Source organism: Nocardia heshunensis (assembly GCF_054782115.1).
Genome location: NZ_BAAGTC010000009.1, coordinates 1,428,634 through 1,453,491 on the forward strand (window position 1 = coordinate 1,428,634; position 24,858 = coordinate 1,453,491).

20 protein-coding genes are annotated in these 24,858 nt (G+C 68.4%); 8 read left to right on the forward strand and 12 right to left on the reverse strand.

Features of this window, described 5'->3' with window-relative positions; genetic code table 11:
* Nucleotides 1-14: 14 nt before the first annotated feature.
* Nucleotides 15-998 carry an aldo/keto reductase gene (locus tag ACYVN4_RS34860; protein ID WP_460726531.1) on the reverse strand — a complete coding sequence of 328 codons (984 nt, stop codon included), beginning with the start codon at nucleotides 996-998 and terminating at the stop codon, nucleotides 15-17.
* A 43-nt stretch (nucleotides 999-1,041) separates the two neighbouring features.
* Complete coding sequence (locus ACYVN4_RS34865) at nucleotides 1,042-1,626, reverse strand: TetR/AcrR family transcriptional regulator (protein ID WP_460726533.1); 585 nt, start codon at nucleotides 1,624-1,626, stop codon at nucleotides 1,042-1,044.
* Nucleotides 1,627-1,723: 97 nt separating this feature from the next.
* Between ACYVN4_RS34865 and ACYVN4_RS34870 the strand changes: the two genes are divergently transcribed.
* Nucleotides 1,724-2,761 carry a beta-ketoacyl-ACP synthase III gene (locus tag ACYVN4_RS34870; RefSeq protein WP_460726535.1) on the forward strand — a complete coding sequence of 346 codons (1,038 nt, stop codon included), beginning with the start codon at nucleotides 1,724-1,726 and terminating at the stop codon, nucleotides 2,759-2,761.
* A gap of 103 nt (nucleotides 2,762-2,864) precedes the next feature.
* Here ACYVN4_RS34870 and speD read toward each other — a convergent pair whose 3' ends face one another.
* The 4 genes from speD to ACYVN4_RS34890 all read right to left on the reverse strand — a co-directional run bounded on the left by speD (nucleotide 2,865) and on the right by ACYVN4_RS34890 (nucleotide 8,986).
* The gene (gene speD / locus ACYVN4_RS34875) at nucleotides 2,865-4,079 is read right to left on the reverse strand and encodes an adenosylmethionine decarboxylase (RefSeq protein ID WP_460726847.1); all 1,215 of its coding nucleotides are present in this window, start codon (nucleotides 4,077-4,079) and stop codon (nucleotides 2,865-2,867) included.
* A gap of 13 nt (nucleotides 4,080-4,092) precedes the next feature.
* Nucleotides 4,093-5,193: a type III PLP-dependent enzyme gene (locus ACYVN4_RS34880; RefSeq protein WP_460726849.1), complete on the reverse strand. Its 1,101-nt coding sequence runs from the start codon at nucleotides 5,191-5,193 to the stop codon at nucleotides 4,093-4,095.
* 261 nt (nucleotides 5,194-5,454) lie between these two features.
* On the reverse strand, nucleotides 5,455-7,923 hold the full coding sequence (locus ACYVN4_RS34885) for a DEAD/DEAH box helicase (RefSeq protein WP_460726851.1): 2,469 nt from the start codon (nucleotides 7,921-7,923) through the stop codon (nucleotides 5,455-5,457).
* Nucleotides 7,924-8,011: 88 nt separating this feature from the next.
* On the reverse strand, nucleotides 8,012-8,986 hold the full coding sequence (locus ACYVN4_RS34890) for a proteasome assembly chaperone family protein (protein ID WP_460726537.1): 975 nt from the start codon (nucleotides 8,984-8,986) through the stop codon (nucleotides 8,012-8,014).
* A gap of 182 nt (nucleotides 8,987-9,168) precedes the next feature.
* On the opposite strand from ACYVN4_RS34890, the gene ACYVN4_RS34895 reads away from it, so the two are divergent.
* The gene (locus ACYVN4_RS34895; protein WP_460726539.1) at nucleotides 9,169-9,882 is read left to right on the forward strand and encodes a sensor domain-containing protein; all 714 of its coding nucleotides are present in this window, start codon (nucleotides 9,169-9,171) and stop codon (nucleotides 9,880-9,882) included.
* A gap of 52 nt (nucleotides 9,883-9,934) precedes the next feature.
* Here ACYVN4_RS34895 and ACYVN4_RS34900 read toward each other — a convergent pair whose 3' ends face one another.
* Together ACYVN4_RS34900 and ACYVN4_RS34905 are read right to left on the reverse strand one after the other, a co-directional pair.
* The gene (locus tag ACYVN4_RS34900) at nucleotides 9,935-10,507 is read right to left on the reverse strand and encodes a hypothetical protein (RefSeq protein WP_460726541.1); all 573 of its coding nucleotides are present in this window, start codon (nucleotides 10,505-10,507) and stop codon (nucleotides 9,935-9,937) included.
* 123 nt (nucleotides 10,508-10,630) lie between these two features.
* On the reverse strand, nucleotides 10,631-11,581 hold the full coding sequence (locus ACYVN4_RS34905) for a helix-turn-helix transcriptional regulator (RefSeq protein WP_460726543.1): 951 nt from the start codon (nucleotides 11,579-11,581) through the stop codon (nucleotides 10,631-10,633).
* A 100-nt stretch (nucleotides 11,582-11,681) separates the two neighbouring features.
* Here ACYVN4_RS34905 and ACYVN4_RS34910 point away from each other — a divergent pair, with 100 nt between their 5' ends.
* On the forward strand, nucleotides 11,682-12,089 hold the full coding sequence (locus ACYVN4_RS34910) for a VOC family protein (RefSeq protein WP_460726853.1): 408 nt from the start codon (nucleotides 11,682-11,684) through the stop codon (nucleotides 12,087-12,089).
* A 48-nt stretch (nucleotides 12,090-12,137) separates the two neighbouring features.
* Here ACYVN4_RS34910 and ACYVN4_RS34915 read toward each other — a convergent pair whose 3' ends face one another.
* On the reverse strand, nucleotides 12,138-12,575 hold the full coding sequence (locus ACYVN4_RS34915) for a hypothetical protein (RefSeq protein ID WP_460726545.1): 438 nt from the start codon (nucleotides 12,573-12,575) through the stop codon (nucleotides 12,138-12,140).
* Nucleotides 12,576-12,858: 283 nt separating this feature from the next.
* Here ACYVN4_RS34915 and ACYVN4_RS34920 point away from each other — a divergent pair, with 283 nt between their 5' ends.
* On the forward strand, nucleotides 12,859-14,022 hold the full coding sequence (locus ACYVN4_RS34920; RefSeq protein WP_460726547.1) for a DUF4192 domain-containing protein: 1,164 nt from the start codon (nucleotides 12,859-12,861) through the stop codon (nucleotides 14,020-14,022).
* A 7-nt stretch (nucleotides 14,023-14,029) separates the two neighbouring features.
* On the opposite strand, the gene galE is transcribed toward ACYVN4_RS34920, so the two are convergent.
* The gene (gene galE, locus ACYVN4_RS34925; RefSeq protein WP_460726549.1) at nucleotides 14,030-15,013 is read right to left on the reverse strand and encodes a UDP-glucose 4-epimerase GalE; all 984 of its coding nucleotides are present in this window, start codon (nucleotides 15,011-15,013) and stop codon (nucleotides 14,030-14,032) included.
* 3 nt (nucleotides 15,014-15,016) lie between these two features.
* Nucleotides 15,017-15,703: a metal-dependent transcriptional regulator gene (locus ACYVN4_RS34930; protein ID WP_460726551.1), complete on the reverse strand. Its 687-nt coding sequence runs from the start codon at nucleotides 15,701-15,703 to the stop codon at nucleotides 15,017-15,019.
* 228 nt (nucleotides 15,704-15,931) lie between these two features.
* Between ACYVN4_RS34930 and ACYVN4_RS34935 the strand changes: the two genes are divergently transcribed.
* The 4 genes from ACYVN4_RS34935 to ACYVN4_RS34950 all read left to right on the forward strand — a co-directional run bounded on the left by ACYVN4_RS34935 (nucleotide 15,932) and on the right by ACYVN4_RS34950 (nucleotide 23,326).
* The gene (locus tag ACYVN4_RS34935; RefSeq protein ID WP_460726553.1) at nucleotides 15,932-17,170 is read left to right on the forward strand and encodes an acetoin utilization protein AcuC; all 1,239 of its coding nucleotides are present in this window, start codon (nucleotides 15,932-15,934) and stop codon (nucleotides 17,168-17,170) included.
* A gap of 49 nt (nucleotides 17,171-17,219) precedes the next feature.
* The gene (locus ACYVN4_RS34940) at nucleotides 17,220-19,871 is read left to right on the forward strand and encodes a bifunctional acetate--CoA ligase family protein/GNAT family N-acetyltransferase (protein ID WP_460726855.1); all 2,652 of its coding nucleotides are present in this window, start codon (nucleotides 17,220-17,222) and stop codon (nucleotides 19,869-19,871) included.
* Between the two features lie 81 nt (nucleotides 19,872-19,952).
* Nucleotides 19,953-22,715, forward strand: coding sequence for a phosphoenolpyruvate carboxylase (gene ppc, locus ACYVN4_RS34945; RefSeq protein WP_460726555.1), 2,763 nt, complete (start codon nucleotides 19,953-19,955; stop codon nucleotides 22,713-22,715).
* Nucleotides 22,716-22,789: 74 nt separating this feature from the next.
* Nucleotides 22,790-23,326 (forward strand): SRPBCC family protein, encoded by a 537-nt coding sequence (locus tag ACYVN4_RS34950; RefSeq protein WP_460726557.1) that lies wholly within the window; start codon nucleotides 22,790-22,792, stop codon nucleotides 23,324-23,326.
* On the opposite strand, the gene ACYVN4_RS34955 is transcribed toward ACYVN4_RS34950, so the two are convergent.
* Nucleotides 23,323-24,774 (reverse strand): MDR family MFS transporter, encoded by a 1,452-nt coding sequence (locus ACYVN4_RS34955; protein ID WP_460726559.1) that lies wholly within the window; start codon nucleotides 24,772-24,774, stop codon nucleotides 23,323-23,325. The two genes, ACYVN4_RS34950 and ACYVN4_RS34955, sit on opposite strands and share 4 nt — an antisense overlap.
* Between the last annotated feature and the right edge of the window lie 84 nt (nucleotides 24,775-24,858).

Sequence of the window (24,858 nt, forward strand, 5' to 3'; positions counted from 1 at the left end):
CTCGCGGTGGCGACTCAGCGGTTGGCGGCGCGGGCCAACTCTTCGGGGTAGCGGGCCCCGGCGATGGCCTCGGCGGGCGCGGCCGCTTCGATGCGGGCCCGATCTTCGGCGGAGAGGGTGAGTTCGGCGGCGGCCACATTCTGTTCCAGATAGGTGCGGCGCTTGGTGCCCGGGATCGGGACCACGTCGTCGCCTCGGGACTGCACCCAGGCCAGGGCCAATTGGCCGGGGGTGACGCCCTTTTCGTCGGCAAGCGTGCGGAGGGTCTCCACGATCGACAGGTTGCGGTCGAGGTTGGTGTCGGAGAAGCGGGGGAGGCGGCGGCGGAGGTCGTTGGCCGGGAGGTCGGTGGGGGAGGTGATGGTGCCGGTGAGGAAGCCTCGGCCCAAGGGGGAGAAGGGGACGATGCCGATGCCGAGTTCGCGGCAGGCGGGGAGGATTTCGGGTTCGATGTCCCGGGTCCAGAGGGACCATTCGGATTGGAGTGCGGTCACCGGGTGGACGGCGTGGGCGCGGCGGATGCTGTCCACCGACGCCTCGGAAATGCCGAGGTAGCGGACCTTGCCCGCTTGCACCAATTCCGCGAGAGCGCCCCAGGTTTCCTCGATGGGGGTCTTGGGGTCGACGCGATGCTGGTAGTAGAGGTCGATGTGATCGACGCCGAGGCGGGACAGGGATTCGTCGCAGGACTGTTTGACGAAGGCGGCATCGCCGCGGGCGCCCATTGCGCCCTTGTCGCCCCAGACGATGCCGAACTTGGTGGCGAGGACGACCTTGTCGCGACGGTCGGCGATGGCGCGGCCGACGAGGCGCTCGTTGGTTTCGGGGCCGTAGACGTTGGCGGTGTCGAGCAGGGTGACGCCGAGGTCGAGGGCGCGGTGGATGGTGGCGATGGATTCGGCGTCATTGTCGTGGACGCCGTAGGCGCTGCTCATGCCCATGCAGCCGAGGCCCTGCATGCCGACGGTCAGTTCGCCGAGTTTCCTGGTCGCGATCATTCCTATGACGCTACGACTTGGAGTGTGCTCCAAGTCAACCGCTTCAATGGCGGTTCGGGAGGTGGTGGCGGAGGAGGACGGTGAGTTGGGTGCCGCCGTCGGTGAAGGGGAGGACGGATTTCAGGGCTCGGCTCTGGACTATGGCGCCTTCGATGATCGAGAGGGTGAAGCCGGAGAGGGAGCAGGCGGTGGCGCGTTCGATGCCGGCGGCGACCATGCCGTCGGCGAGGCGGGCGGTCCATTCGGAGAAGGCTTGACCGGCGGCGGACTGGAGAGTCGGGTCGAGTTCGTCGAGGGCGGCGGCCATCATGAACGAGCCCGCGCGGAAGTCGCTGGTTTCGAGTTGGCCGCGCCAGAAGCCGAGTAGTTCGTCAACCCAGGCGGCCAGTGAGGGCGCGGTGGGGAGGGTGTCGGCCATCCGGCTCACGTGCGAGTAGACCATGCGGGAGACCAACCGGGCCGCCGTCGCCACCAATTCGCCCTTGCCGGAAGGGAAGTGCTGGTAGAGCGAGTTTCTGGAGGAGTTGCTGCGTTTGAGCAGCTCGTTCAGACCGGCCGCGTGCACCCCGTGCTCCTGGACGGTGGTGATGGTGCTCGCGATCAATCGGGCGCGGGGTCCCGCAGTCATGCAACTTCCTCCAGCGCTTGTGTGAACCGATCGGTCCATGTTAAACCTTACCCTAGTGAACCGATCGGTACACATGGGAACAAAGGAACCTTCGCGAATGCCTGCCCAGATCGCCACCGCTACCCCGGTCGCCCACGCTGCGTTGCTGGGCCTGGGTGCCTACCGCCCCCGCCGAGTGGTCCCCAACGCCGAGATCGTCGACCGCATCAACTCCTCGGACGAATGGATCCGGACCCGCTCGGGAATCGAGGCCCGCCACTGGGCCGAAGCCGACGAGACCATCGTCAGCATGAGCACCGCGGCCGCCAAGGACGCGCTCGACGCCGCGGGCGTCACCGCCGCCCAGATCGACACGGTCATCCTGGCCACCTCGTCGCAGATGGTGCTCGGCCCGTCGGCCGGCGCGGTGGTCGCCACCGAACTCGGCATGCACGACACGGCCGCCTTCGACGTCTCCGCCGGGTGCGCGGGCTTCTGCTACGCGCTGGCCAACGCCGCCAACCTGGTTCGCTCCGGACAGGCCCGCCACGTGCTGGTGATCGGCGTCGAACGCCTCTCGGACCTGCTCGACCAGGAGGACCGCACCTGCGCGTTCATCTTCGCCGACGGCGCGGGCGCGGTCGTGGTGGGACCCTCGGACGCCGAGGGCATCGGCCCGGTGGCCTGGGGCTCGGACGGCAGCCAGACCGCGGCGATCAAGCAGGACAAGGACTTTCAGCAGTACTTCGCCGAGGTGGCCGAGGCGGAGGCGACCGGCGGCAGCACGGTGCGGCCCTACATTCGGATGAACGGCGCGGCGGTATTCCGTTGGGCCGTCACGTTCTTGGAGAAGGCCTGCCGCGACGCCCTGGACCAGGCGGGCGTGACGGTCGAGGACCTCGACGCCTTCGTCCCGCACCAGGCCAACGGCCGCATCACCGACGCGCTGCTGCGCGCCCTGCACATGCCCGAAAGTGTCGCTGTCGCAAGGGATATCGCCCAGACCGGCAATACCTCCGCGGCCTCGATCCCGATGGCGATGGAGCAGCTGCTGCGCTCGGGTGAGGCGAAGGCCGGGGACACCGCGCTGCTGCTCGGCTTCGGTGCGGGCCTGGCCTACGCCGGACAGGTAGTCCGGCTGCCTGCCATTTCCTGATCTTCAGACGGCCGGGACAACGAAATCCGTCGTCTCTTACAACGAAATACGAAGCGCCCCGCACACAGAAGTGTGCGGGGCGCTTCGGTACTGCTGGGTTCGACTAGACGCTGACGCCGACACGCAGTGCGTGCGGCTCGATCGCGCCGCGGACCAGGGCCCGCTCGTCGATGGTCTCGGCCTTGTACGGCAGGGTCGAGAGCGTGTCGGTCATCTTCGCGACCGGGTCGGCGATCGCCTTCGGGGTACCGAAGATGAAGGTCCACTCGTGCTCGTCGCTGACGTACGGAACGACGGTCTCGAACAGGTTGTGGAATCGCGTCCACGAGCGCTTCAGGGTCTCGTTGCGCCACATGGTCTGACAGCCGGCCTGCGCGGCGAGCACGCCGCCCTCGGCCAGCAGCGCCTTGCACCGGTTGAGGAAGTCATCCTCGTAGAGCCGGTTGTGCTGCGCGTCCTCGACCCGCTCATCGGGCAGGTCGATACAGATCATGTCGTAGCGCACGCCCGCGGCCTCGGCCTTGGCCAGGAAGTCCCAGCCGTCGGCGTAGTGCATCTTGATCGGGCCGTTCTGCGCGACCGCCTCGGCCAGATCGGCCTGGGTGTAGCCGTAGGGGAGGTGCTCGGCGCACAGCTCCACCTCCAGCTGGTCGATGTCGACGTGGTCGACGAGCGAAGCGCCCGCGGCCACCGACATCTGCGAGGCGACGCCCTCACCGGAACCGATGATGAGCACCTTCTCCAGCTTCTCGGCCAGCGCGTACCCCGGGACCAGCATGGCCTCGTGGTAGGTGAGCTGCGAGAACTCGGTGGACTGGCGATCGTCGTCGGAGAACAGGGAGATGCCCTGCTCGGTCTTGGCGATCACCATGTGCTGGTAGGGGGTGTTGGTGTCGACGATGGTTTCCGTCGTGTTCCACACCCGGGTCAGACCCTCGCCGACCGGCTCGTGGATCCGGCGCGCGGAGTGCCCGCGTTGGATGACCTCGATGTTCACCGAACCCGGGGACAGCTCCTGCTGCAGCAGCTCGACGGCCTTGGTGGCGCCGGAACCGATGCTGCCGCAAGTGAATACGTCGACGAAGATGTCGCCGGACTCAGGGTAGGTGTGGATCGAGGCGTGCGACTCTGCCAGCAGAGCCAGGATGGTGACACCCTGCGGCTCGAACTTCTTGCGCACGACATCGCAGATGGTCACCCCCGCGGCGACCAACGATTTTCGAAGCGCGGTTTCGAGTCGTTCCAGGTCGTCGCAGAGGTTGGCGTCGACACCACCGAACTCGGCCAGCACGTGCCAGCCGGTGAATTCTGCCGTGATCATTGGCTAAAACTCACTCTCGCTCAGCGCCAGTGACATGAACAGTCAAAGGCGGAAAACCGTTGAAGGACACCGACGAATAGCTCGCCGTATAGGCGCCGGTCTCGAGGATTCGAATCGAATCGCCGGCTCGCAACGTGGTCGGAAGGAGGACACGCGTGCGTTGATAGAGTACATCGTCGCCGTCACACGTAGGACCGGCTACGACAGCTTCGTCCTTCGGATCCGTGTCCCGATCGGTTTGGAATCGGTAGGCGATGTACTCGTTCTCGGTTTCGGCCATGCCGTTGTAGCGGCCGATGTCGAGGTATACCCAGCGCCGCCCGTCCGGCGCTACGCGAACATTCACCACTTCGGCATGGATCACGCCGGTGTTGCCCACCAGGGCGCGACCGGGTTCCACGACGAGAGCGGTGTGTTCCGGGAGATAGCGGCTCGCCGATTCGGCGATGGCCGCGCCCAGCTCCGCGAGTCCGGGAGCCGGGTCGACGTACGAAATCGGCAGTCCCCCACCGATATTCACCGCGGTGACCGGAATGTCCTTGACCGCCAGCGCTTCCGCGATGGCTCCGGCCTGCTCGATCCCGATGCCCCAGGCCTTCGGGTCCAACTGCTGCGAGCCGACATGGAAGTAGGGGCCGACGACCTGCAGGCCCAGATCCCGGGCGCGCACCAGCAGGCGGGTGGCCTCACCGGGCGCACAGCCGAACTTGGTGCCGAACGGCGTCTGCGACTGCGGGGCCGAGGACAGGAACCGGCACTCCACCTCGGAGCCCGGCGCGTGCTCGGCAATGCGCTCGAGGTCGTCCTCGGTGTCGAAGGCGTAGCGGCGCACGCCCGCCGCGTAGGCGGTGGCGATCTGCGAGGCCTTCTTGATCGGATTGCCGTAGCACATGACGGCCGGATCGACGCCCTGCTCCAGGCAGAGCTCGATCTCGCCCACGCTGGCGACGTCGAACTCCGCGCCCTCGTCATTCAGTAGCCGGATGATCTCCGGCAACGGACTCGCCTTGACGGCGAACCGAATTCGCGCTGTGGGTAGCGCGGCATGCAGTGCGCGGTAGTTCGCGCGGACCCGGTTCAGGTCGATGACCAGACGGGGCGACTCGGGCAGGTTTCGATCGGTCAATCTAAGGGAACTCTCCGTGGTTCGGTGGGCGAGCCGGAATTCGGCAACAGTGCGCGAGAGTATCAGCGTTGGGCCTCGGAAAACGAACCGGTGCTGGGTCGACTACATCACGCTATAGCCGCCTGGTCATGGCGGCGGCGCACGACGCCTTACGAGAGTATGACGCCGAGACGCCGCGGACAGCCGCCCGGCAGGTATGTGAACGAGTCCTTAACAGACTGTGAATCGGCCCTTGACGGCCCGCGCTCAGCCCGCGTGGACCGAGACCTCGTCGAACACCACTTCACCCGCGGCATCGGACTCGGACAGATCGACCACACCGTCGATCGACCAGCCGTGGTCGCCGTTCGGATCGTCGAGAACCTGGCGTACATGCCAGAAGCCGGGCCGCTGTTCCACCTGGAAGAGCTTCGGGCCCCGAGCATTCGGACCGGTCCCGATCGTGGCGTACTCGTCGAAATAGGGGCTCATCTCGGCCTCCCAATCCAGCTCGTCGCCGAGTTCCGCGAGGGCCTCCCAGCGATGCAGCGAGACCAGGTCCACACGTCGGAACATGGCGTTGCGCACCAGTACTCGGAACGCGCGTTCGTTGGCAGAAATCGGCCGCACGGTCTCCGCGCCGAAGGCAACCTGCTGGTCATCGGCTTCCGCGCCCGGATTGGTGAGCTGTTCCCACTCGTCGAGCAGGCTGGAGTCGACCTGCCGGATGAGCTCGCCGAGCCACTCGGTGATGTCGTCGAGTTCCTCGGTGCGCGCCTGCTCGGGCACCGTGCGTCGCAGCGCCCGGTAGGCGTCGGCCAGATAGCGCAGCACCACGCCCTCGGAGCGGGCCAGCTCGTAACCGGACACCAATTCGGCGAACGTCATGGACCTTTCGACCATTTCGCGCACCACCGATTTCGGCGACGGCTCGAACTCCGACACCCACGGATGCCCGGCCTTGTAGGTCTCGAACGCGGGCTCGATCAGCTCGACGGCCAGCGGCTTGGGCCAGGTGACCTCCTCGAGCAGCTCCATTCGCTCCTCGTATTCGATGCCGTCGGCCTTCATCTCCGCGACCGCCTCGCCGCGCGCCTTGTGCTGCTGCGCCATGAGCAACTGGCGCGGATCCTCCAAAGTGGACTCTATGAGCGAGATCACATCGAGGGTGTAGGTCAGCGACTCCTTGTCCAGCAGCTCCAGCGCCGCCAGCGCGAACGGCGAGAGCGGTTGATCCAGTGCGAAATCCCGCTGCAGATCGACCATCAGCCGGGCGTGGCGGCCGTACTGATCGGGCTCGTCGAGCTGCTGCACCACGCCCGCGTCCCGCAGCGCGCGATACAGCCGGATCGCCTTGAGGATGTGCTTGCGCTGCGCCGCGCGCGGCTCGTGGTTCTCCTCGAGCAGATGCCGCATGGCGTAGAAGCAATTGCCCTTGCGTGCGATCACATTCAGCAGCATCGAGTTGGTGACGTTGAACCGCGACATCATCGGCTCGGGCGCCGCGCCGACCAGCCGGTCGAAGGTCTCCTCCGACCAGGACACGAACCCCTCGGGCGGCTTGCGCTTGACGACCTTCTTGAGCTTCTTGGGATCGTCACCGGCCTTGGCGATCAGCCGCGCGTTCTCCACCTCGTGCTCGGGCGCCTGCACCACGACGGTGCCCAGGGTGTCGTAGCCCGCGCGCCCGGCCCGCCCCGAGATCTGGTGGAACTCACGGGCATTGAGTCGCCGCGTGCGCACGCCGTCGTATTTGGTGAGGCCCGTCAGCAGCACGGTGCGGATCGGCACGTTGATGCCGACGCCGAGAGTGTCGGTGCCGCACACCACCTTCAGCAGTCCGTCCTGCGCGAGCTTCTCCACCAGCCGCCGGTACTTGGGCAGCATGCCCGCGTGGTGCACGCCGATGCCGTGGCGGATGAATCGCGACAGCGTCTTGCCGAAGCCGGTGGCGAAACGGAATTCGCCGATGGCCGTGGCGATGGCGTCCTTCTCGGCCTTGGACGACATGTTCACGCTCATCAGCGCCTGCGCGCGCTCCATGGCGGCGGCCTGGGTGAAGTGCACGACGTACACCGGCGCGAGGCTGGTGGTCACCAGATCCTCGAGCGTCTCGGTGATGGGGGTGCGCACATACGAGAAGCTCAGCGGCACCGGCCGTTCCGAGCCGGACACCACGGCCGTCTCGCGGCCCGTTCGACGGGTCAGGTCCTCGGCGAAGAAGTCGACCTCACCGAGCGTCGCCGACATGAGCAGGAATTGCGCCCCGGGCAACTCGATCAGCGGCACCTGCCACGCCCAGCCGCGATCCGGATCGGCGTAGTAGTGGAACTCGTCCATGATGACCTGGCCGACCTTGGCCGAAGCGCCCTCGCGCAGCGCCAGATTGGCCAGGATCTCCGCGGTCGCGCAGATGATGGGCGCGTCCGGGTTCACCGCCGCGTCACCGGTCACCATGCCGACCCGGTCCGCCCCGAAGACCTCGCACAGCGCGAAGAACTTCTCGCTCACCAGTGCCTTGATCGGTGCGGTGTAGTAGCTGCGCTCGCCCTTGTTCAGCGCCGCGAAGTGCGCGCCCAAGGCGACCAGCGACTTACCGGACCCGGTCGGGGTGTTGAGGATGACGTTGGACCCGGTCACCAGTTCCAGCAGCGCTTCTTCCTGCGCCGGGTACAGGTTCAGGCCCTGCGAACTCGCCCAGTCGGCGAAGGTCTCGTACAACCAATCCGGGTCCACGTCGGATACGGCACGGTCGGGAACCAATTCGGACAGCTGCACGTCGCCCCACGTTACCGGGCGTTGCCGCGAAACCCGCTAACGACCTCTACCGCAGCGGCGGGTTCTCCGGCCCGTCGCCCTCGGTGAACCCGGCCGGCCCCTCGCTGAACCCCGACTGCTCGGCCAGGAAGCGCTCGAACTCCGCGCCCAGCTCGTCGCCGGTGGGCAGATCGGTCTCGCTCGCCAGCAGGCTGGACTGGCGTTCCTGCGCGGTGACGAAGCTGTCGTACTGGCGTTCCAGCGCCTGCACCACGGTCTCCACCTCGGAGTTGCCGGCGATCTGCTCGTTGACCTGTTCGCGCACCCGCGCGGCGGCGTCGGTGAGCGCGGCCAACGGTAGTTCGAGGCCCGCGTTCTCGGCCACGTTCTCCAGCAGCGTCTGCGCGGCCTCGGGGTAGGCGGTTTGGGTCAGGTAGTGCGGCACGTGCACCGAGAACCCGACCGACTCGTGCCCGTGCTGGGCCATCCGGTACTCGAGCAACGAGGACGCGCTGCCCGGTACCTGCAGCTCGCCCGGCCAGCGCTGATGGTCACCGATCAGATCCGAGTCCGAGGCGTGCGCGGTGACGCCGAGGGGTCGGGTGTGCGGAATCGCCATGGGAATCGCGGAAAGTCCGATGGTCCGGCGCACGCCCAGCTGTTCGGACAGCAGGCGCACCGCGGTGACGAACTTCTCCCAGCGCAGGTCGGGTTCGAGCCCGGCCAGCAGCAGGAACGGGGTACCGGCGGTGTCCTTGAGCGCCCACAGGCTCAGTTCCGGCTCGGTGTAATCGGAGAAGTGGTCGGTCTTGAAGGTCATGAGTGGCCGCCGCGAGCGGTAGTCGAGCAACTCGTCCATATCGAACGAGGCGACCAGTTCGTGCTCGAGGCTTTCCTTCAGGTGCGTGGTGGCCAGGCGCACCGCGTGTCCGGCATCGGTGAAGCCCTCGAGGCCGTGCACCAGCACGGGACCCGAGCCGTCGTCGGACGACAACTGCGGAGCCGGGAATTCCAGCTCGTACATTCGCGACTCGTAGTCCATCGCGTGCTCCTTCCTGCGTGGCCCACTTGCGCGACCAACTCTCATTGTCCCTCATGGGCATGACAGGTGTGCACCACCCGCACTCGGGGTGCAACACGCCGAAGCGGGACACGCATTCCCGACCCGGCCCCGAGCGGCGTGGCAATCGGTGTGAACAGCCGATTTTCGGCATAGTGGACAGAGTGACCGCGCCCTACCGAATCCCCATGCGCAGCTGGCAACGCAGGTCCGCACCGGCCGTGGGGTTCTTGTTAGTGGGCGGCCTGCTGGCCGGATGCTCCAGCTCCGTGTCGGGTCATCCGATCGCCGCGCGCAATCCCGTCACACCCCTGGCGAGTGCCGATGGCGGACTGGCCACACTGCTCCCGGACCCTTCGCAATTCCCGTCGCGCTACACCGCGATGGCACTACCCGCGGACACCGCCAAGCAGGCGGCCGATGATACGAACGGCTATCTGCCGGGGGCGCAGGTGGATCCGAGCGGCTGTGTGCCCGCGACACCGAGCGCCGGACCGGCCGTTGCGGTCGGCAGCGACGACGAGGCGCGCGCGACGCTGACGGTGGTGCTCACTCGATCCGACAAGCCGCTGTCCACGCTGCGAGATCAGTTGCAGCAGTGCGGGACCGTGCGCCTGGGGCACTCCGGGGTGACCACGGTGGTGACCACCAAGTCCGATCCGGCACCGCCGTCGAATGCCGACGACACGCTCGCGCTCACCCGCACGATCGGCACCGAGAACGGTCAGACCGGGCTGACCCGCAAGCTGCAGAGCCTGATCGGCCAGATCGGCGATGTACGAATCAACGTGACCTACATGACATCCGGGTCCACCTCCGACGGTGAGGGCCTCGACACCCTGTTCACCACCGCGCTGCGCAAGGTCCGCAAGGGCTAGACCCGGGGGAGGGGAGCCGACCCCTGCCCATGTTTTCGGCTCCCGGGCCCGATCAGCAGACCGGCAGCGGGGTATTCGAACCCGAGGACGAACCGTTGCCCGAACCGCTGGCCGAACCACTGCCCGCGGAACCGCTTCCGGCGGAACCACTGCCCGCGGAGCCACTGCCTGCCGAGCCACTGTTCGACGAGCCGCCGCTCGACGAACCCGGGAACAGCGAGGAGATCGGCGGGCACGCGCCGCCCTTGCCGACCACGTAGACGATGGAGCTCGAGGAGAGACCCTGCCGGACACCCACGGTGTATGTGCCGTCGGCGTCCGGGTGCCACGGCAGATTCGCGGCGGCGCCGTTCCCGAAGGAGGTCGGGGTGAGCGTGCCGATCACGGTGCCGTTGACCAGGAAATCGACCGGGTTCAGCTGGTCGGCGCCGCTGAGCTGGGCCTGGATGGTGCAGCCGTCGGCGACCGAGCAGACCTTGTCGCTGGTGAGGCCGGCGACGCTGACACCGGCGATGGATGCGGCGGCCGGACCGGCCAGCATCGGTCCGGCCAGCACGGCGAGTGCGGCGGCCGCACCGGCGCCGACGGCGGGCCGTCGAAGCATTCGATAGTTCGGGTTACTCATCGGGAATCCTCTCGGCGCGTTGAAGGGGTCGCGCCGGGCGGACTGTAACAGTGACGGACCGCTGATTTTCGCGAAATCGCCAGTGCTGCAACATGATTCGGTTATCGCATAACCGGGCAGCGGTTACTGCCCGGTAATCGCGTAGCGCCGCAGGAGCTCCGCGCCGAGCCGGGCGAGTTCGGCCCGCACCGACTCCGGCTCGACCACTTCCACGGCCGCGCCCCAACCGGCCAGCTGCTGCGCGATCATCAACGCCGTCGGCGCGGTGATGCGGGCCCGTACCCGGCCGTCTCCGGCCGGACCCTCCAGGACGCAGTGCCGCCCTTGCTGGTGGCGCAGCACCGGCGCGAGCGACTCCGGGACCAGCACGGTCGCCGAGAGCGTGGATCGATGCCGTTCGACCTCCTCCACCACCTCCGACCAGGCCGTCGACAGGTCGAAATCCTCGGGCCGGTCGGCGATCTCGTCGGTCGTCTCGATCGCCGCGATCCGATCCACCCGGAAGGTCCGCTGTCCCCGCTCGGTGCCCGCCACCAGGTACCAGATGCCGTCCTTGTCCACCAGACCCCAGGGGTCCACCAGGCGCGAGGTGCGCTGCCCGGCCCGGTCGTAGTCGAGCCGGATCCGGCGGCGGCGCACCACCGCTCGTTGCAGCTCGGTCACCCGTTCCGGTGCTTCGGCCTCGGCTTCGCCCCAGCGTGCCGGGTCCACCACGATCGCGCCCGCCGCCGCCTCGGCCTCGCTGCGGAAGGGCTGTGGCAAGGCGCGCAACAGCTTCCGCAACGCCGACTTGGTGGCTCCGGTGGCGGTGGCCACCGGTCCCAGCAGCAGGAACAGTGCCTGGGCCTCGTCGGCGGTGAGGCCGCTCAGATCCGTGCGCGCACCGCCGACCAGTGCCCAGCCGCCGCCGCGTCCCGGTTGCGGATAGACCGGAATCCCGGCCGCCGACAGGGCTTCCAGGTCCCGGCGCGCGGTCGCCACCGACACCTCGAGCTCGGCGGCGACCGCGGCCGCGGTGACCCGGCCCCGGGTCTGCATGAACAACAGGGTGGCCACCAATCGATCCGCGCGCATACCCGGAATTTTCGTCGTAAAAGTGCTCATTCGGTGAGCACTTTGAGCGCGATGATGAATACATACCGATCACCACCCCCTGATGAAGGAGACGACCGAGATGCTGCGCGGAATGGCGACCGTCAACTACTACGCCGACGATCTGGAGGCGGCCAAGGACTGGTACAGCGAATTGCTCGGTGTTGCACCGTATTTCACCGTGCCGGGCGGGTACTACGAGTTCCGGATCGGTGACTACCAGGCCGAGCTCGGGATCATCAACAAGAAGTTCGCGCCCGCCCATCCGGATCGGCCGGGCGGTCAGATCGTGAACTGGCACGTCGACGATGTCGCCGCCACCTTCGCACGCCTGCTCGAACTCGGGGCCACCGTGTACGAGCCGATCATCGAACGCGGCGAGGGGACCGGATTCGTGACGGCGTCGGTGGTGGACCCGTTCGGCAATGTCCTGGGCATCATGACCAATCCGCACTACTTGGCGATCCTGGCCGGGACCGGGGACGAATAGCCCTGGCGGATCGGTGAACCCGGGCTCTGCCCAGCCCGGGGCCGCCGATCAGCCCGCGGAACCGGCGGAACCGGTCGGCAGCAGGCCGCCGAAGGAGCCGCCGCCACCGGTGGTGGGCGGAGCGTTGAGGGCGTAGCCGATCGAGGCGGTCGAGCTGTCCTGCGCGGCGCTGACGGTGTAGTTGCCGTAGTCCGTCGGCACCCAGGTGACCTGCGCGGTCGCGGAATTGGCATCCCACTGGTCCTGGACCGGGACGGCATAGCCGACCACATTGCCGTTCACCGAGATCGAGACCTGGTCGAGGCGATTGTCGCCGGACACCCGGACCCGCACGTAGCACGGCTTGTTGGGCGCGCACTGCTGGCTGTCGGAGACATTGTCGACTCGGACCTGGTTGGTATCGGCCGAGGCGGTCGGGGCCAGCAGCGCGGGCACGGCTACCGCGGTCAGCGCGGCCGCCGCGGCGGTGAATGTCGTGCTCTTCATTGCACGCGATACTCCTTCCGGCACTTCGGATGACGAGTGCCGAGCCGGACTGTAACAGCGTGAACCGCTCGATTCGGGCGAAATGAAATGAATCCATTTCATCTGTGGGCCCGGTCACCGCGGCGCACCATAACAGCCCCCACCGACATTCGGGGCTTGCATTTCCCCGGGGCGCGCCGAGTACTCCACGGCTCGCGCGGATCTGCTCCGAACATCCACAGCCCCAGCAAATCCCGTGGTCGCCGACCCATCCCGGTCCGTGGCCCGGCGCACGCTCGACCACATGACAACGCCCACCGAACCCACCCCACCCTTCGAACCCCTGCCACCGCTGGGACCGCCGCATCTCGTCGAGCTGCCCGAGCCGGAGCCGCGCCTGCGTGCGCCCGGTGATCTGATCGCGGCGGTTCCGGCGATGCTCGGGTTCATGCCGGAGCGGTCGCTGGTGGTGACCGTGCTGGGAGCCGATCCGCAGTCGCCGCAGTTGGCCGTGGTCGAGGTGGTGACGCGGATGGATGTGGACAATCCGGGGCGGGCGGCGACCGGGGTCCTGGTCGACGAGGTCGCGAATGTCTGTGTGCGGCACCAGGCCACGGCGGCGTTGGCGCTCATCGTGGACGACCGCGCGACGCCGCCGGAGAGTCGGCATCCGGGCGTGCGCGGGCGCAAGCATCGCGATCTCGTTGCGGCGCTGGAACATCGGCTGGATGCCGTCGAGGTGCCGCTCACCGGGGCGTGGGCGGTGCGGGCCATCGGTGCGGAGCTGCCCTGGTGGAGTCTGTCGGACTCGGGCTCGCAGGGGTTGCAACCCGATCCGGCGACCTCGCTGGTGACGCTGCGCCATGTGCTGGAGGGGCGGCCACTGCGTGGCTCGCGCCGTGAGCTGACCGAGGTGCTCGCCGTGGATCCGGTCATGCGCGAGGCGACCGCCGCTGCCATACCCATCGCCCTCGCGGCCTCGGCGCGCCGGTCGGCTCGCCTGGCGGAGCACGGTGACACGGCACTCGAGCTGCGGCGCCAGATGTGCCGGGTGCTGCGGTATCTGGAACTCGTCGAGGCCGGTGCGCGGCTCACGTCCGGGCAGGTGGCCGACGTGTCGGTGGCCTTGCGCGACAAGGAATTGCGCGACATGACGTTCGCGTTCGTCATCGGCCCGCACGCACCGGGGGCCGAGGCGTTGTGGCTGCAGTTGGCCCGGGCGCTGCCGGATCCCGATCGTGCCGAAGCGGCCGCGCTGCTGGGCTATTGCGCCTATGTGCGCGGTGACGGACCGCTGGCGGGGGTGGCGCTGGATGCCGCGCTGAGCGCGGACCCACAGCATCGGATGGCGAATCTGCTGGAGTGCGGGCTGCGCACCGGCATGCGGCCGGAGCGTTTGAGTGAGCTCGCCGAGTCCGGCCGCGAGGCCGCCGCCGCGCTGGGCGTCGACCTCGGGCCGAACTCGTGAGGGACGATCAGCGGCGCGCGGAGTGCGCGCGGTCACCCAGGGAGCGCAGGAAATCCCAGGCGTCGGAGACGATCTCGTCGAGATCGGTGTGCTCCGGCTGCCAGCCGAGCTCGGCGACGGCCTTGGCGCTGGAAGCCACCAGCACGGCCGGATCACCGGCACGACGCGGTGCGTCGCTCTGGTTGATCGGCAGCCCGGTCACCCGCTCGCACGCGGAGATGACCTCGCGCACCGAGAAACCGGTGCCGCTGCCCAGATTGAAGATGCGGTGCACACCCGGCTGCGACTGCGCCAGCGCCTGCAGATGCGCCTGCGCCAGATCGCGAATGTGGATGTAGTCGCGCACCGCGGTGCCGTCCGGCGTCGGGTAGTCGGTGCCGAACACCGAGATGGACTCGCGCTGACCCAGCGCGGTCTGCAACACCAGGGGGATGAGATGGGTTTCCACCACACGGTTCTCGCCGAGCCCGGCGTACGCGCCGGCCACATTGAAGTACCGCAGGCTGGTCGCCGCCAACCCGTGCGCGGCGGCGTACGAGGTGATGGCGTAGTCGATCGAGAGCTTCGACGCCCCGTACGGGTTGGTCGGCAGCTTGGCCGCGTCCTCGACGATCGGCACCTGCTCGGGCTCGCCGTACACCGCGGCCGTGGAGGAGAACACCAGCCGCGGGGTGCCCGCGGCGCGCATCGCCTCGAGCAGCGCGAAGGTCTTCACCACATTGCCGTGCCAGTACTTCTCCGGCGCCACCACCGACTCGCCGACCAGCGATTGGGCCGCGAAATGCAGCACCCCGTCGAAGGATTCGGCCGCGATGAGCTCGACACCCGCCGTGGCGATATCGCCCTCGACGAATTTCGCGCCCGCCGGGACGCCGTCGGCATTGCCGGTGGACAGATCATCGACGACGACCACCTCGTGGCCGTCTTCGAGCAGAACCTGCGCGCAGACGCCACCGACGTAGCCCGCGCCTCCGGTAACCAGAAGCTTCACGTGTCAGACCAACTTCACCTGGACGGCATGCGCCATCTCGTCGGACAGTTCGAATCCCTCATGACCGGGCACCGAGATGATGACCGCGCCCGGCTTGGTCTCCACGGTGACGCGGGCATCCGGCACCACGCCCGCCTCGCGGAGCTGATTGATCGTCTCCGGATCGGTCTGGATGTGCTCCGAGAGCCGACGCACCACGACGGCCTGCGCCTGCCCGGTCGGCAGATCGCTGAGCCGGACCAGCTTCTCGTCGCCGCCGGCGCCGGGCTTGACGCCCAGTTCGTCCAGGCCCGGAATGGGATTGCCGTAGGGGGAAGTGGTGGGGTGGTTGAGCACCTCGACCAGGCGGCGCTCCACCTCCTCGCTCATCACGTGCTCCCAGCGGCAGGCCTCGGCGTGCACGTCCTCCCACGCGAGCCCGATGATGTCGACCAGCAACCGCTCGGCCAGCCGGTGCTTGCGCATCACGGCCACGGCCATGCCGCGGCCCTTGTCGGTCAGTTCGAGGTGGCGATCACCGGCGACGGTCAGCAGGCCGTCGCGCTCCATCCGCGCGACCGTCTGGCTCACCGTGGGGCCGCTCTGCTCGAGGCGCTCCGCAATGCGGGCGCGCAGCGGCGTGACACCCTCCTCCTCGAGGTCGTAAATGGTACGGAGGTACATCTCCGTGGTGTCGACCAGATCCTTCACCTGTTAAACCCCTTCGTCGGCACGAATTCTACCCATGCACGGCGGCATCACCGGGCGTCAGCTTATTTTGCGAACGCAGAGTCAACACCAAGGACAGACAGCGTGTTCCCTGCGGGTTTCCGGTGTGGCCCGGCTTCGCGGCCCAGCTTGCCATCCCGGTACGACAGCCTTGCGGTGTCGAAAGCCTCCAAAGCCTACGAACTCGCCCGACGCACTAGCGTGGCAGGTATGCCTGGCCTCGCACGCGGTGACGGAACCGTCGTCTGGACCGATCGGTTCCTCGACTACGCCTGGACGCCGGAACATCCCATGCGCCCCGCGCGGCTGCGCTTCACCATGGCGCTCGCGGAGGGACTCGGACTGCTCGACGGGGTGGAACGGCTCACACCCGAGGCGGCCGGTGAATCGGATCTGCTGCGCGTGCACACCCACGAGTACGTCGAGGCGGTCAAGCACGCTCAGCAACCGCCCGGCCCGCTCCCGGCCGCCCCGCCCTACGGCCTGGGCTCGGCCGACAACCCGGTCTTCCCGCACATGCACGAGGCGGCGTCGGTGATCGTGGGCGGCACCCTGGCCGCGGCGCAGGAGATCGCGGCCGGGCGCACCCGGCGGGCGGTGAGCATCGGTGGTGGCATGCATCACGCCATGCCGGCCTCGGCAGCGGGGTTCTGTGTGTACAACGATGTAGCGGTGGCCATTTCGTGGTTGCTGGACAACGGATTCGACCGGATCGCCTATATCGACGTGGACGTGCACCACGGCGACGGTGTGCAGCGCATGTTCTACGGCGACCCGCGCGTGCTGACCGTCTCGATCCACCAGCACCCGGCGACCCTGTGGCCCAACACCGGCTGGCCGGAGGAGACCGGCGCGGGCGCCGCCGAGGGCACCGCCGTCAACCTGCCGATCATGCCGGGCACCCGGGACCCGCTGTGGCTGCGCGGTTTTCACGCCGTGGTGCCGGGCGCGGTGGCGGCGTTCCGGCCGCAGATCATCATCAGCCAGTGCGGTGTGGACACCCATCGTGAGGATCCGCTGGCGGATCTGGACCTCAGCATCGACGGTCAGCGCGCGGCCTTCCTGGCCATGCGCGACCTGGCTGACACCTACGCCGAGGGCCGCTGGCTCGCCGTCGGCGGCGGTGGCTACGGGCTGATCCGGGTGGTGCCGCGCGCCTGGACACATCTGCTGGCCACGGCACTGGACCGCGACATCGATCCGGCCACCCCGACCCCGGCGGCCTGGCGTGAACAGGTCGGGCAGTACGCGCCCACCGTGGCCGCGCCCGAGACCATGGGTGACGGCGCGGACCTCGCCTTCGCCCGCTGGGACGGCCCCGGTGGCGGCCGCGATACCGGTGACGAGCGCGTCGACCGCGCCCGCCGGGCCCTGGACACATCCGTATTGGCAACGCGCCGGGCGAGTTTCGGCCTGCTCGGCCTGGATCCGGAGGATCCCCGTGACTGACCCCGCCGTCCCCGCTCCGCCGCTGCCGCCGGACACCCCGGGTACGCCGGTGAATCCGCCGCCGCCACCGGAACATTGGTTCGCCGATGTGCTGGCCTCCGACGGCGGCGTGGTGCGGCTGCGCCCGATCACGCCCGCCGACGCGCCGGAGCTGGAGCGCTTCCACGAGGCGCTCTCCGACCGAACCCGGTACCTGCGGTACTTCGGGCCGTACCCGCGCATGACGCCCAAGGACCTGTACCGGACCACGCACGTGGACTACCGGGATCGGGTCGGGCTGGTGATCGAGCTGGGCGAGGCCATCATCGGCGTCGGCCGCTACGAGTTCCTCGCCGACCGTCCCGGGCCGCGTTCGGCGGAGGTGGCGTTCGTGGTGTCCGATGCGCATCAGGGCCGCGGGCTGGGCTCGATCCTGCTCGAGCATCTGGCGGGCGCGGCGGCCGAGAACGATATCGAGACCTTCGTGGCCGAGGTGCTGGCCGAGAACAACGCCATGGTGCAGGTGTTCCGGGATGCCGGATATCAGGTGCAGCGCAGCCGCGACGGCTCGGTGCTGCACCTGGAGTTCGCCATCGACCCCACTGAGGCGCTGCAGTCGGTGCGGGATTCGCGCGAACGCGCCTCGGAGGCGCGCAGCGTCGGGAATCTGTTGTCGCCCAAGTCGATCGCGGTGATCGGGGCCACGCCCTCGACCAGCCGGGTGGGCGGCGTGGTGCTGGCCAACCTGCTGTCGGGTGCCTACCAGGGCCCGGTGTTCCCGGTGAACCGGCGGCGCACCGCGGTGCGCGGGGTGCGTGCGTATCCGACGGTGCGCGATATCCCCGACGAGGTCGATCTGGCGGTGATCGCGGTGCCCGCCACCGAGATCGGGTCGGTGCTCGACGACTGCATGGCCAAGGGCGTCAAGGGCCTGGTGGTGCTGACCGCCGGGTTCTCCGAGACCGGGCCGCACGGCTACCAGGCCGAACGCGACCTGGTCGACGCGGCCCGCGCGCACGGCATGCGGGTGGTCGGCCCCAGCGCGCTCGGCATCGCCAATACCGATCCGGCGATCGGGCTCAATGCCACCCTCGCCCCGATACTGCCCGGGCGCGGGCGGATCGGATTCTTCTGCCAGTCCGGTCCTTTGGGCGCGGCCATTCTCGGTGAGGCGGCCGCGCGGCAGCTCGGGCTGTCCACCTTCGTCTCGGCCGGTAACCGCGCCGACGTGTCCGGGAACGACCTGCTGCAGTACTGGGACGGCGACCCGGACACCGATGTGGTGCTGCTGTATCTGGAGACCTTCGGCAATCCGCGCAAGTTCTCCCGCATCGCGCGGCGGGTGGCGCACACCAAACCCATTGTGGCCGTGAACAGTGGCCGCAATGTCGCGCGGGTGGACCGGGATCGGGACCTGGACCGCTCGCTGGTGCGCAATCTGTTCGCGCAGGCCGGGATCATCCAGGTCGATTCCATCACCGAGCTTTTCGACTGCGCCATGCTGCTGGCCTATCAGCCCCTGCCGGCCGGACCGCGGCTGGCGGTGATCGGCAACAGCGCCGCACTCAGCTGGCTGGCGGTCGACGCTGCCAGCGGTGAGGGCCTCGAGGCGGGGGAGCCGATCGACCTGGGCCCGCAGGCCGGTCCGGCCGACTACCTGACCGCGGTGGCTGCGGCGGTCAGCGATCCCGCGGTGGACGCGGTCATCGTCATCTATTCGCCGCCGGTGCCCGCCGCCGTCGCTTCCTTCGCCGAGGCTATCCGCTCGGGTGCCCAATCCGATCCGGAGACACCGGTTCTCACCACCTTCGTGGCCGATCAGGGCATGTCGAACCTGCTCGCCACCCGCGGGCTGGGCGGCATCCTCGAGCGCGGCTCGATCCCCTCCTACGGCGATCCGGAGCGGGCGGCGCGGGCACTGGCGCGGGTGCGCCGCTATGCCGACTGGCGCACCCGGCCGCTCTCGCCGATCGTGCGCCCCGACGGGGTCGACACCGCGCGGGCGCGAGAACTGGTGACCGAGTGGATGTCCGACGACACCGGGCACTGGCTGACCGATCTGCAGGCGGCGGAACTGCTGGGCTGCTATGGGATTCGCGTGGTCGAGTTCCGGGAGGTCCGCGACGCCGACGCCGCCCTGGTGGCCGCCGAGGAGCTGGGTTTCCCGGTGGCGGCCAAGGCCACCGGTGAAATGTGGCGCAACCGCCCGGATCTCACGGGGGTGCGGCTGGATCTGTGGCGGGGCGACGAGGTGCGGCGCGCCTTCATCGATCTGACCGAGATCTCCGGCAATCCGGTGCACATTCAGCGCATGGCCACCAAGGGCGTGGGCTGTATGTTCCGGGTGCAGGACGACCCGTCGTTCGGCTCGGTCATCAGTTTCGGCCTGTCGGGCACCATCATCGACCTGCTGGGCGACCGCGTGTACCGGGCGCTGCCGCTGACCGAGGCGGAATCGGCCGAGCTCATCGACGCGCCCCGCGCCGCCCCGCTGCTGTCGGGCACGGTCGGTGGCCGCGATATCGGCAAGCCGGTGGACAAGGGTGCGCTGGCCGAGCTGGCGCAACGGATCTCGGCGCTGTGCGACGACCTGCCGGAGGTGCGGGAGTTGCAGTGCGAACCGGTGCTGGCCTCGCCGGAGGGCGCGGCCGTGCTGTACGGGCGAGTGCGGATCGGACCGGAACCCAACAGGTTCGACATCGGTCCGCGCCGAATGGGTTGAGCCAAGCCAAGAGCACAGGTTGAGCGGGCTGCCATAAGCGGCCCGGGACAAAGAAGCCACTGCTTCGGAGAGGTGAACGTAGTGCAGGTAAACCAGATCGAGACAGCGACCGCGCCACTGCGCGACGACATCCGGTTCCTCGGCGGGATCCTCGGTGACACCATTCGCGACCACGAGGGCGCGGAGATCTTCGACCTGATCGAGCGGGTCCGAGTGGAGGCCTTCAAGATCCGCCGCTCCGAGGTGGAGCGCAGCGCGGTGGCCGACATGCTCCGCGATGTCGACATCCACACCGCCATTCCGGTGATCCGCGCCTTCAGTCATTTCCTGCTGCTGGCCAATCTCTCCGAAGACCTGCAGCGCGATCGCCGCCGCGCGGTGCACCTCGCGGCGGGGGAGCCGCCCCAGGACTCCAGCCTGGCCGCCACCTACCGCAAGCTCGACGCCGCCGGCCCGGACGGTGACGCGGTCGCCGATCTGCTGGCCGACGCCCTGGTGTCCCCGGTCATCACCGCGCATCCGACCGAGACGCGGCGGCGCACCATCTTCGACGTGCAGGGCCACATCACCGAGCTGATGCGACAGCGGCAGCGCTACAACAAATACGAGCCGGAGTTCGCCGAGCTCGAGGTCGATATCCGGCGGCAGGTGTTGCAGCTGTGGCGAGCGGCGCTGATCCGCCTGGCGCGCTTGCGGATTCAGGACGAGATCGAGGTCGGACTGCGCTATTACGACCTGACCCTGTTCGACGTCATTCCGCGCATCAACGATCAGGTGCGGACCGCGCTGCGGGAACGCTGGCCGGGACACGATCTGCTGGCACGGCCGATCCTGCGGCCCGGTTCCTGGATCGGTGGTGACCGGGACGGCAATCCGTTCGTCACCGCCGAGGTGGTGCACCGCGCCACGCACCGGGCGGGCGCGGTCGCCTTCGAGCGCTACCTGAGCTCGCTGGTGGAGTTGGAGAAAACGCTGTCGCAGTCGGCGCGGCTGGTGCCGGTGACACCGGAACTCGCGGCGCTCGCCGATGCGGGCTACGACGATTCACCGCAGCGGGCCGACGAACCGTATCGGCGTGCCATTCGCGGCATCCGAGCCCGGCTCAGCGCCACGGCACGGCGGTCGCTGGGGGAGATCCCCGCGGACGGAATCGATGTCGACGCGCACCCGTACGCCGGTCCCGAAGAGCTGCTGGCCGATCTGAACGTCGTGGACGGCTCCATGCGGGCCTCGGGCGACGGGCTGCTGGCCGACGAAGGACTGGCCGCGCTGCGGGCAGCGGTGGAGACCTTCGGTTTTCATCTGCAAGGTCTGGACATGCGCCAGAACTCCGAAACCCACGAGCAGGTGGTGGCCGAGCTGTTCGCCTGGGCCGGAGTGCATTCCGACTACGCCTCGCTCGACGAGGCCGCGCGGGTGGAGTTGCTGTCGGCCGAATTGACCACCCGCCGCCCGCTGGTCGGGCCCACCGCCCAGCTCAGTGAGCTGGCGACCAAGGAGCTCGCGGTGGTCCGCGCCGCCAAGGTCGCGCTCGACGATCTGGGCCCGGATACCGTGCCCAACTACATCATCAGCATGTGCACCTCCGTCAGCGACATGCTCGAGGCGGCATTGCTGCTGAAGGAAGCGGGCATTCTCGATCCGGGCGACGCGAACACCCCGCCGTCCAGCCCGGCCGGGGTGGTGCCGCTGTTCGAGACCATCGACGATCTCCGCAGCGGTGCCGAGATCCTTTCCGCCGCCCTGGAAGTGCCCGCCTACCAGCGCCTGGTGGCCGCGCGCGGCATGCGGCAGGAAGTCATGCTCGGCTACTCCGACTCCAACAAGGATGGCGGCTACCTGGCGGCCAACTGGGCGTTGTATCGCGCCGAGCTGAACCTGGTCGATGTGGCCCGCAAGACCGGAATCCGGTTGCGGCTCTTCCACGGTCGCGGCGGCACCGTGGGCCGCGGCGGTGGCCGCAGCTACGACGCCATCCTGGCCCAGCCCGCCGGTGCGGTGCGCGGTGCGCTGCGGCTGACCGAACAGGGCGAGGTCATCTCCACCAAGTACGCCGACTCCGGCACCGCCTTCCGCAATCTGGAGGCGCTGGTCGCGGGCACGCTGGAATCCACCCTGCTGGACGTGGAGGGCCTGGGCGCAGATGCCGAACCGGCCTACGAAATCCTCGACGAGCTGGCCGAATCCGCGCGTGCGGCGTATGCCCGGCTGGTGCACGAGACACCCGGCTTCGTCGACTACTTCCGGGCCTCGACCCCGATCGCGGAGGTCGCCGACCTCAACCTCGGCAGTCGTCCCGCCTCCCGCAAGCCCACCAACTCCGTCTACGACCTGCGTGCGATTCCCTGGGTGATGGCCTGGAGTCAATCCCGGGTCATGCTGCCCGGGTGGTACGGCACCGGAACGGCTTTCGAGCAGTGGATCGGCGACGACCCGGCCCGGCTGGCCACCCTGTCGGATCTCTACCGCCGCTGGCCGTTCTTCCAGACCGTGCTGTCCAACCTGGCCCAGGTGATGGCCAAGGCCGACATGGACATCGCCGCCAGCTACGCCGACCTGGTCCCGGACAAAGCCCTGCGCGACAAGGTCTTCGGCATGATCTGCGACGAATTCTCCCGCACCGTCCGCATGCACGCCGCCATCACCGGCACCGACGAACTGCTAGCCGACAACCCGGCCCTGGCCGAATCCATCCACAACCGGTTCCCCTACCTCGAACCGCTCAACCAGCTCCAGGTCGACCTACTCCGCCGCCGCCGCGCGGGTGACACCTCCGAGCTCGTGGAGCGCGGCATCCTGCTCACCATGAACGGCCTGGCCACTGCTCTGCGCAACTCCGGCTAGGGAATTCGCGACCGATTGACCGGATCATTCGGCGGGGTTATCGTCTGAGACAGCCTGTCGAACGAGGTGGTCCCATGTTGTCCCGTCTGACGCGACGTCCCGCCGAACTCGTGCACACGAGGACCGACACCGGAATCCGTGACGAGCTGTCGCTGTTCGTGGCGGCACCGCCCGAGGCGCTGTGGGCGCTGGTCTCCGATGTCACCCAGATGGGGCGGTGGAGTCCGGAAAACGTTGGGGCGCAATGGCTGGGGCGCGTCACCCGGCCGGTCGTCGGCGCTTGGTTCGTCGGATTCAATCGGATCGGGCCGGTGCCGTGGGCCACGCCCTGCGAGGTGACGGTGGTGGAACCGGCCCGGCATTTCGAGTTCCGGGTGCACCTCATCGGCACCCGCTGGGGTTACCTGCTCGAGCCCGCCGAGGGCGGGACGACCGTGACCGAGTATCGCGAATGGTCCCATGGCGCACCGCTTCTCCACCTGCTGCGCCTGTCGGGCCCGATCGGCCGTCCGCGCGACAATCTCGCGCTCGACGGGCTGTACCGCTCCGTGTATCGCCTGAAGGCGTTGGCGGAAGCGGCACAGCCCGGTCCGGTCGATCGGAACGATTAGGTCTGCGACACCGGCTCTTTCGCGGGGGCCGGAGCCGCGGCGGGCGGCCCGGCCTGCCGCAGCGGCACTTCCACGATGAACAGCGCCGCGATCAGCCCGACCGCGCACAGCACCGCCGACCAGGTGAAGATGCTGTCGATTCCCGCGGCCACCCCGGCCAAATGCTCGTGCCCGGTGACCTGCCGGTTGAACAGCGCGCCGAACAGGGCCACGCCGAACGAACCGCCCAGCGTCCGGAACAGGGTCGAAACCCCGGATGCCGCACCGATGTCCTTCATCTGCACGCTGTTCTGCGCGATCATCACGGTCATCTGCATGAGGAATCCCATGCCCGCGCCCAACATCGCCATGTAGAGGCCCGCGGTGAACCGGCTGGTATCGGTGCCCATGGTGGCCAGCGCGATGCTGCCGGCCGTGAGCAGTGCGGCGCCCGCGACCGGGAACATCTTGTACTTGCCGGTCTTGCTCATCACCTTGCCCGCGATCTGCGAGACCACGATGATCGGCACCATCATCGGCAGCAGCAACAGTCCGGAGTTCGACGCCGAGGCGCCCTGGACGGTCTGCTGGAACAGCGGCAAGAAGCTGACCGCGCCGAACATGGCCACACCGACCACCACCGACAGCACCGAAGTGAGTACGAAGTTGCGGTTGCCGAACAGACTCAGCGGAATGATCGGCTCGGGCGCGCGGGTCTGCGACCAGAGGAAGGCGGGCAGGCCCAGCAGTGCCACGGCGATGACGGTGAGCACCTGCGGTGAGCCCCAAGCGTATTGGGAGCCGCCCCAGGTCGCGACGAGCACGATGGCGGAGATGGTGACGGTCAGCAGCGCCGCACCGAGATAGTCGATCTTCGCGTTGGGCCGTCGCGCGGTCAGATGCAGTGCGAGCTGGCACCACACCAGCGCGATCAGTCCCAGCGGCAGGTTCAGATAGAACGCCCACCGCCACCCGGCGTGATCGGTGACGAAGCCGCCGACCAGCGGCCCGCCGATGGTGGCCAGTGCCATGACCGAGGCGGTCATGCCCATGTACTTGGCGCGTTCCCGGGGCGGCACGAGTTCGCCGATGATGGCGAACGCGCCCGCGGCCAGCCCGCCCGCGCCGATGCCCTGCAGCACGCGGAAGCCGATGAGCTGATCCATGTTCTGCGCCGCCCCGGACAGTCCGGAGCCGAGCAGGAAGATCGCGATCGAGGCCAGGAAGTTGGGTTTGCGGCCGAACAGGTCGCCGAGTTTGGCCCAGATCGGGGTGGAGGCGGCGGTGGCGAGGGTGTACGCGGAGACCACCCAGGACAGCCGGTCGAGGCCGCCGAGTTCGCGCACGATCGTCGGCATGGCGGTGCCCACGATCATGTTGTCGAGCATGCCCAGCAGCATCGCCAGCATCACGCCCAACAGGATCCAGCGCACGTTGCGGGGTGCGGGAGCTGTGGTTGTCGAAGTCATGAACCCAGAAAACCATAACGACTAAAGAAATTCAATCAGTAAGAAAATTGTATGACTTAGGCTACTGTGGGTAGGGTGTCTCCC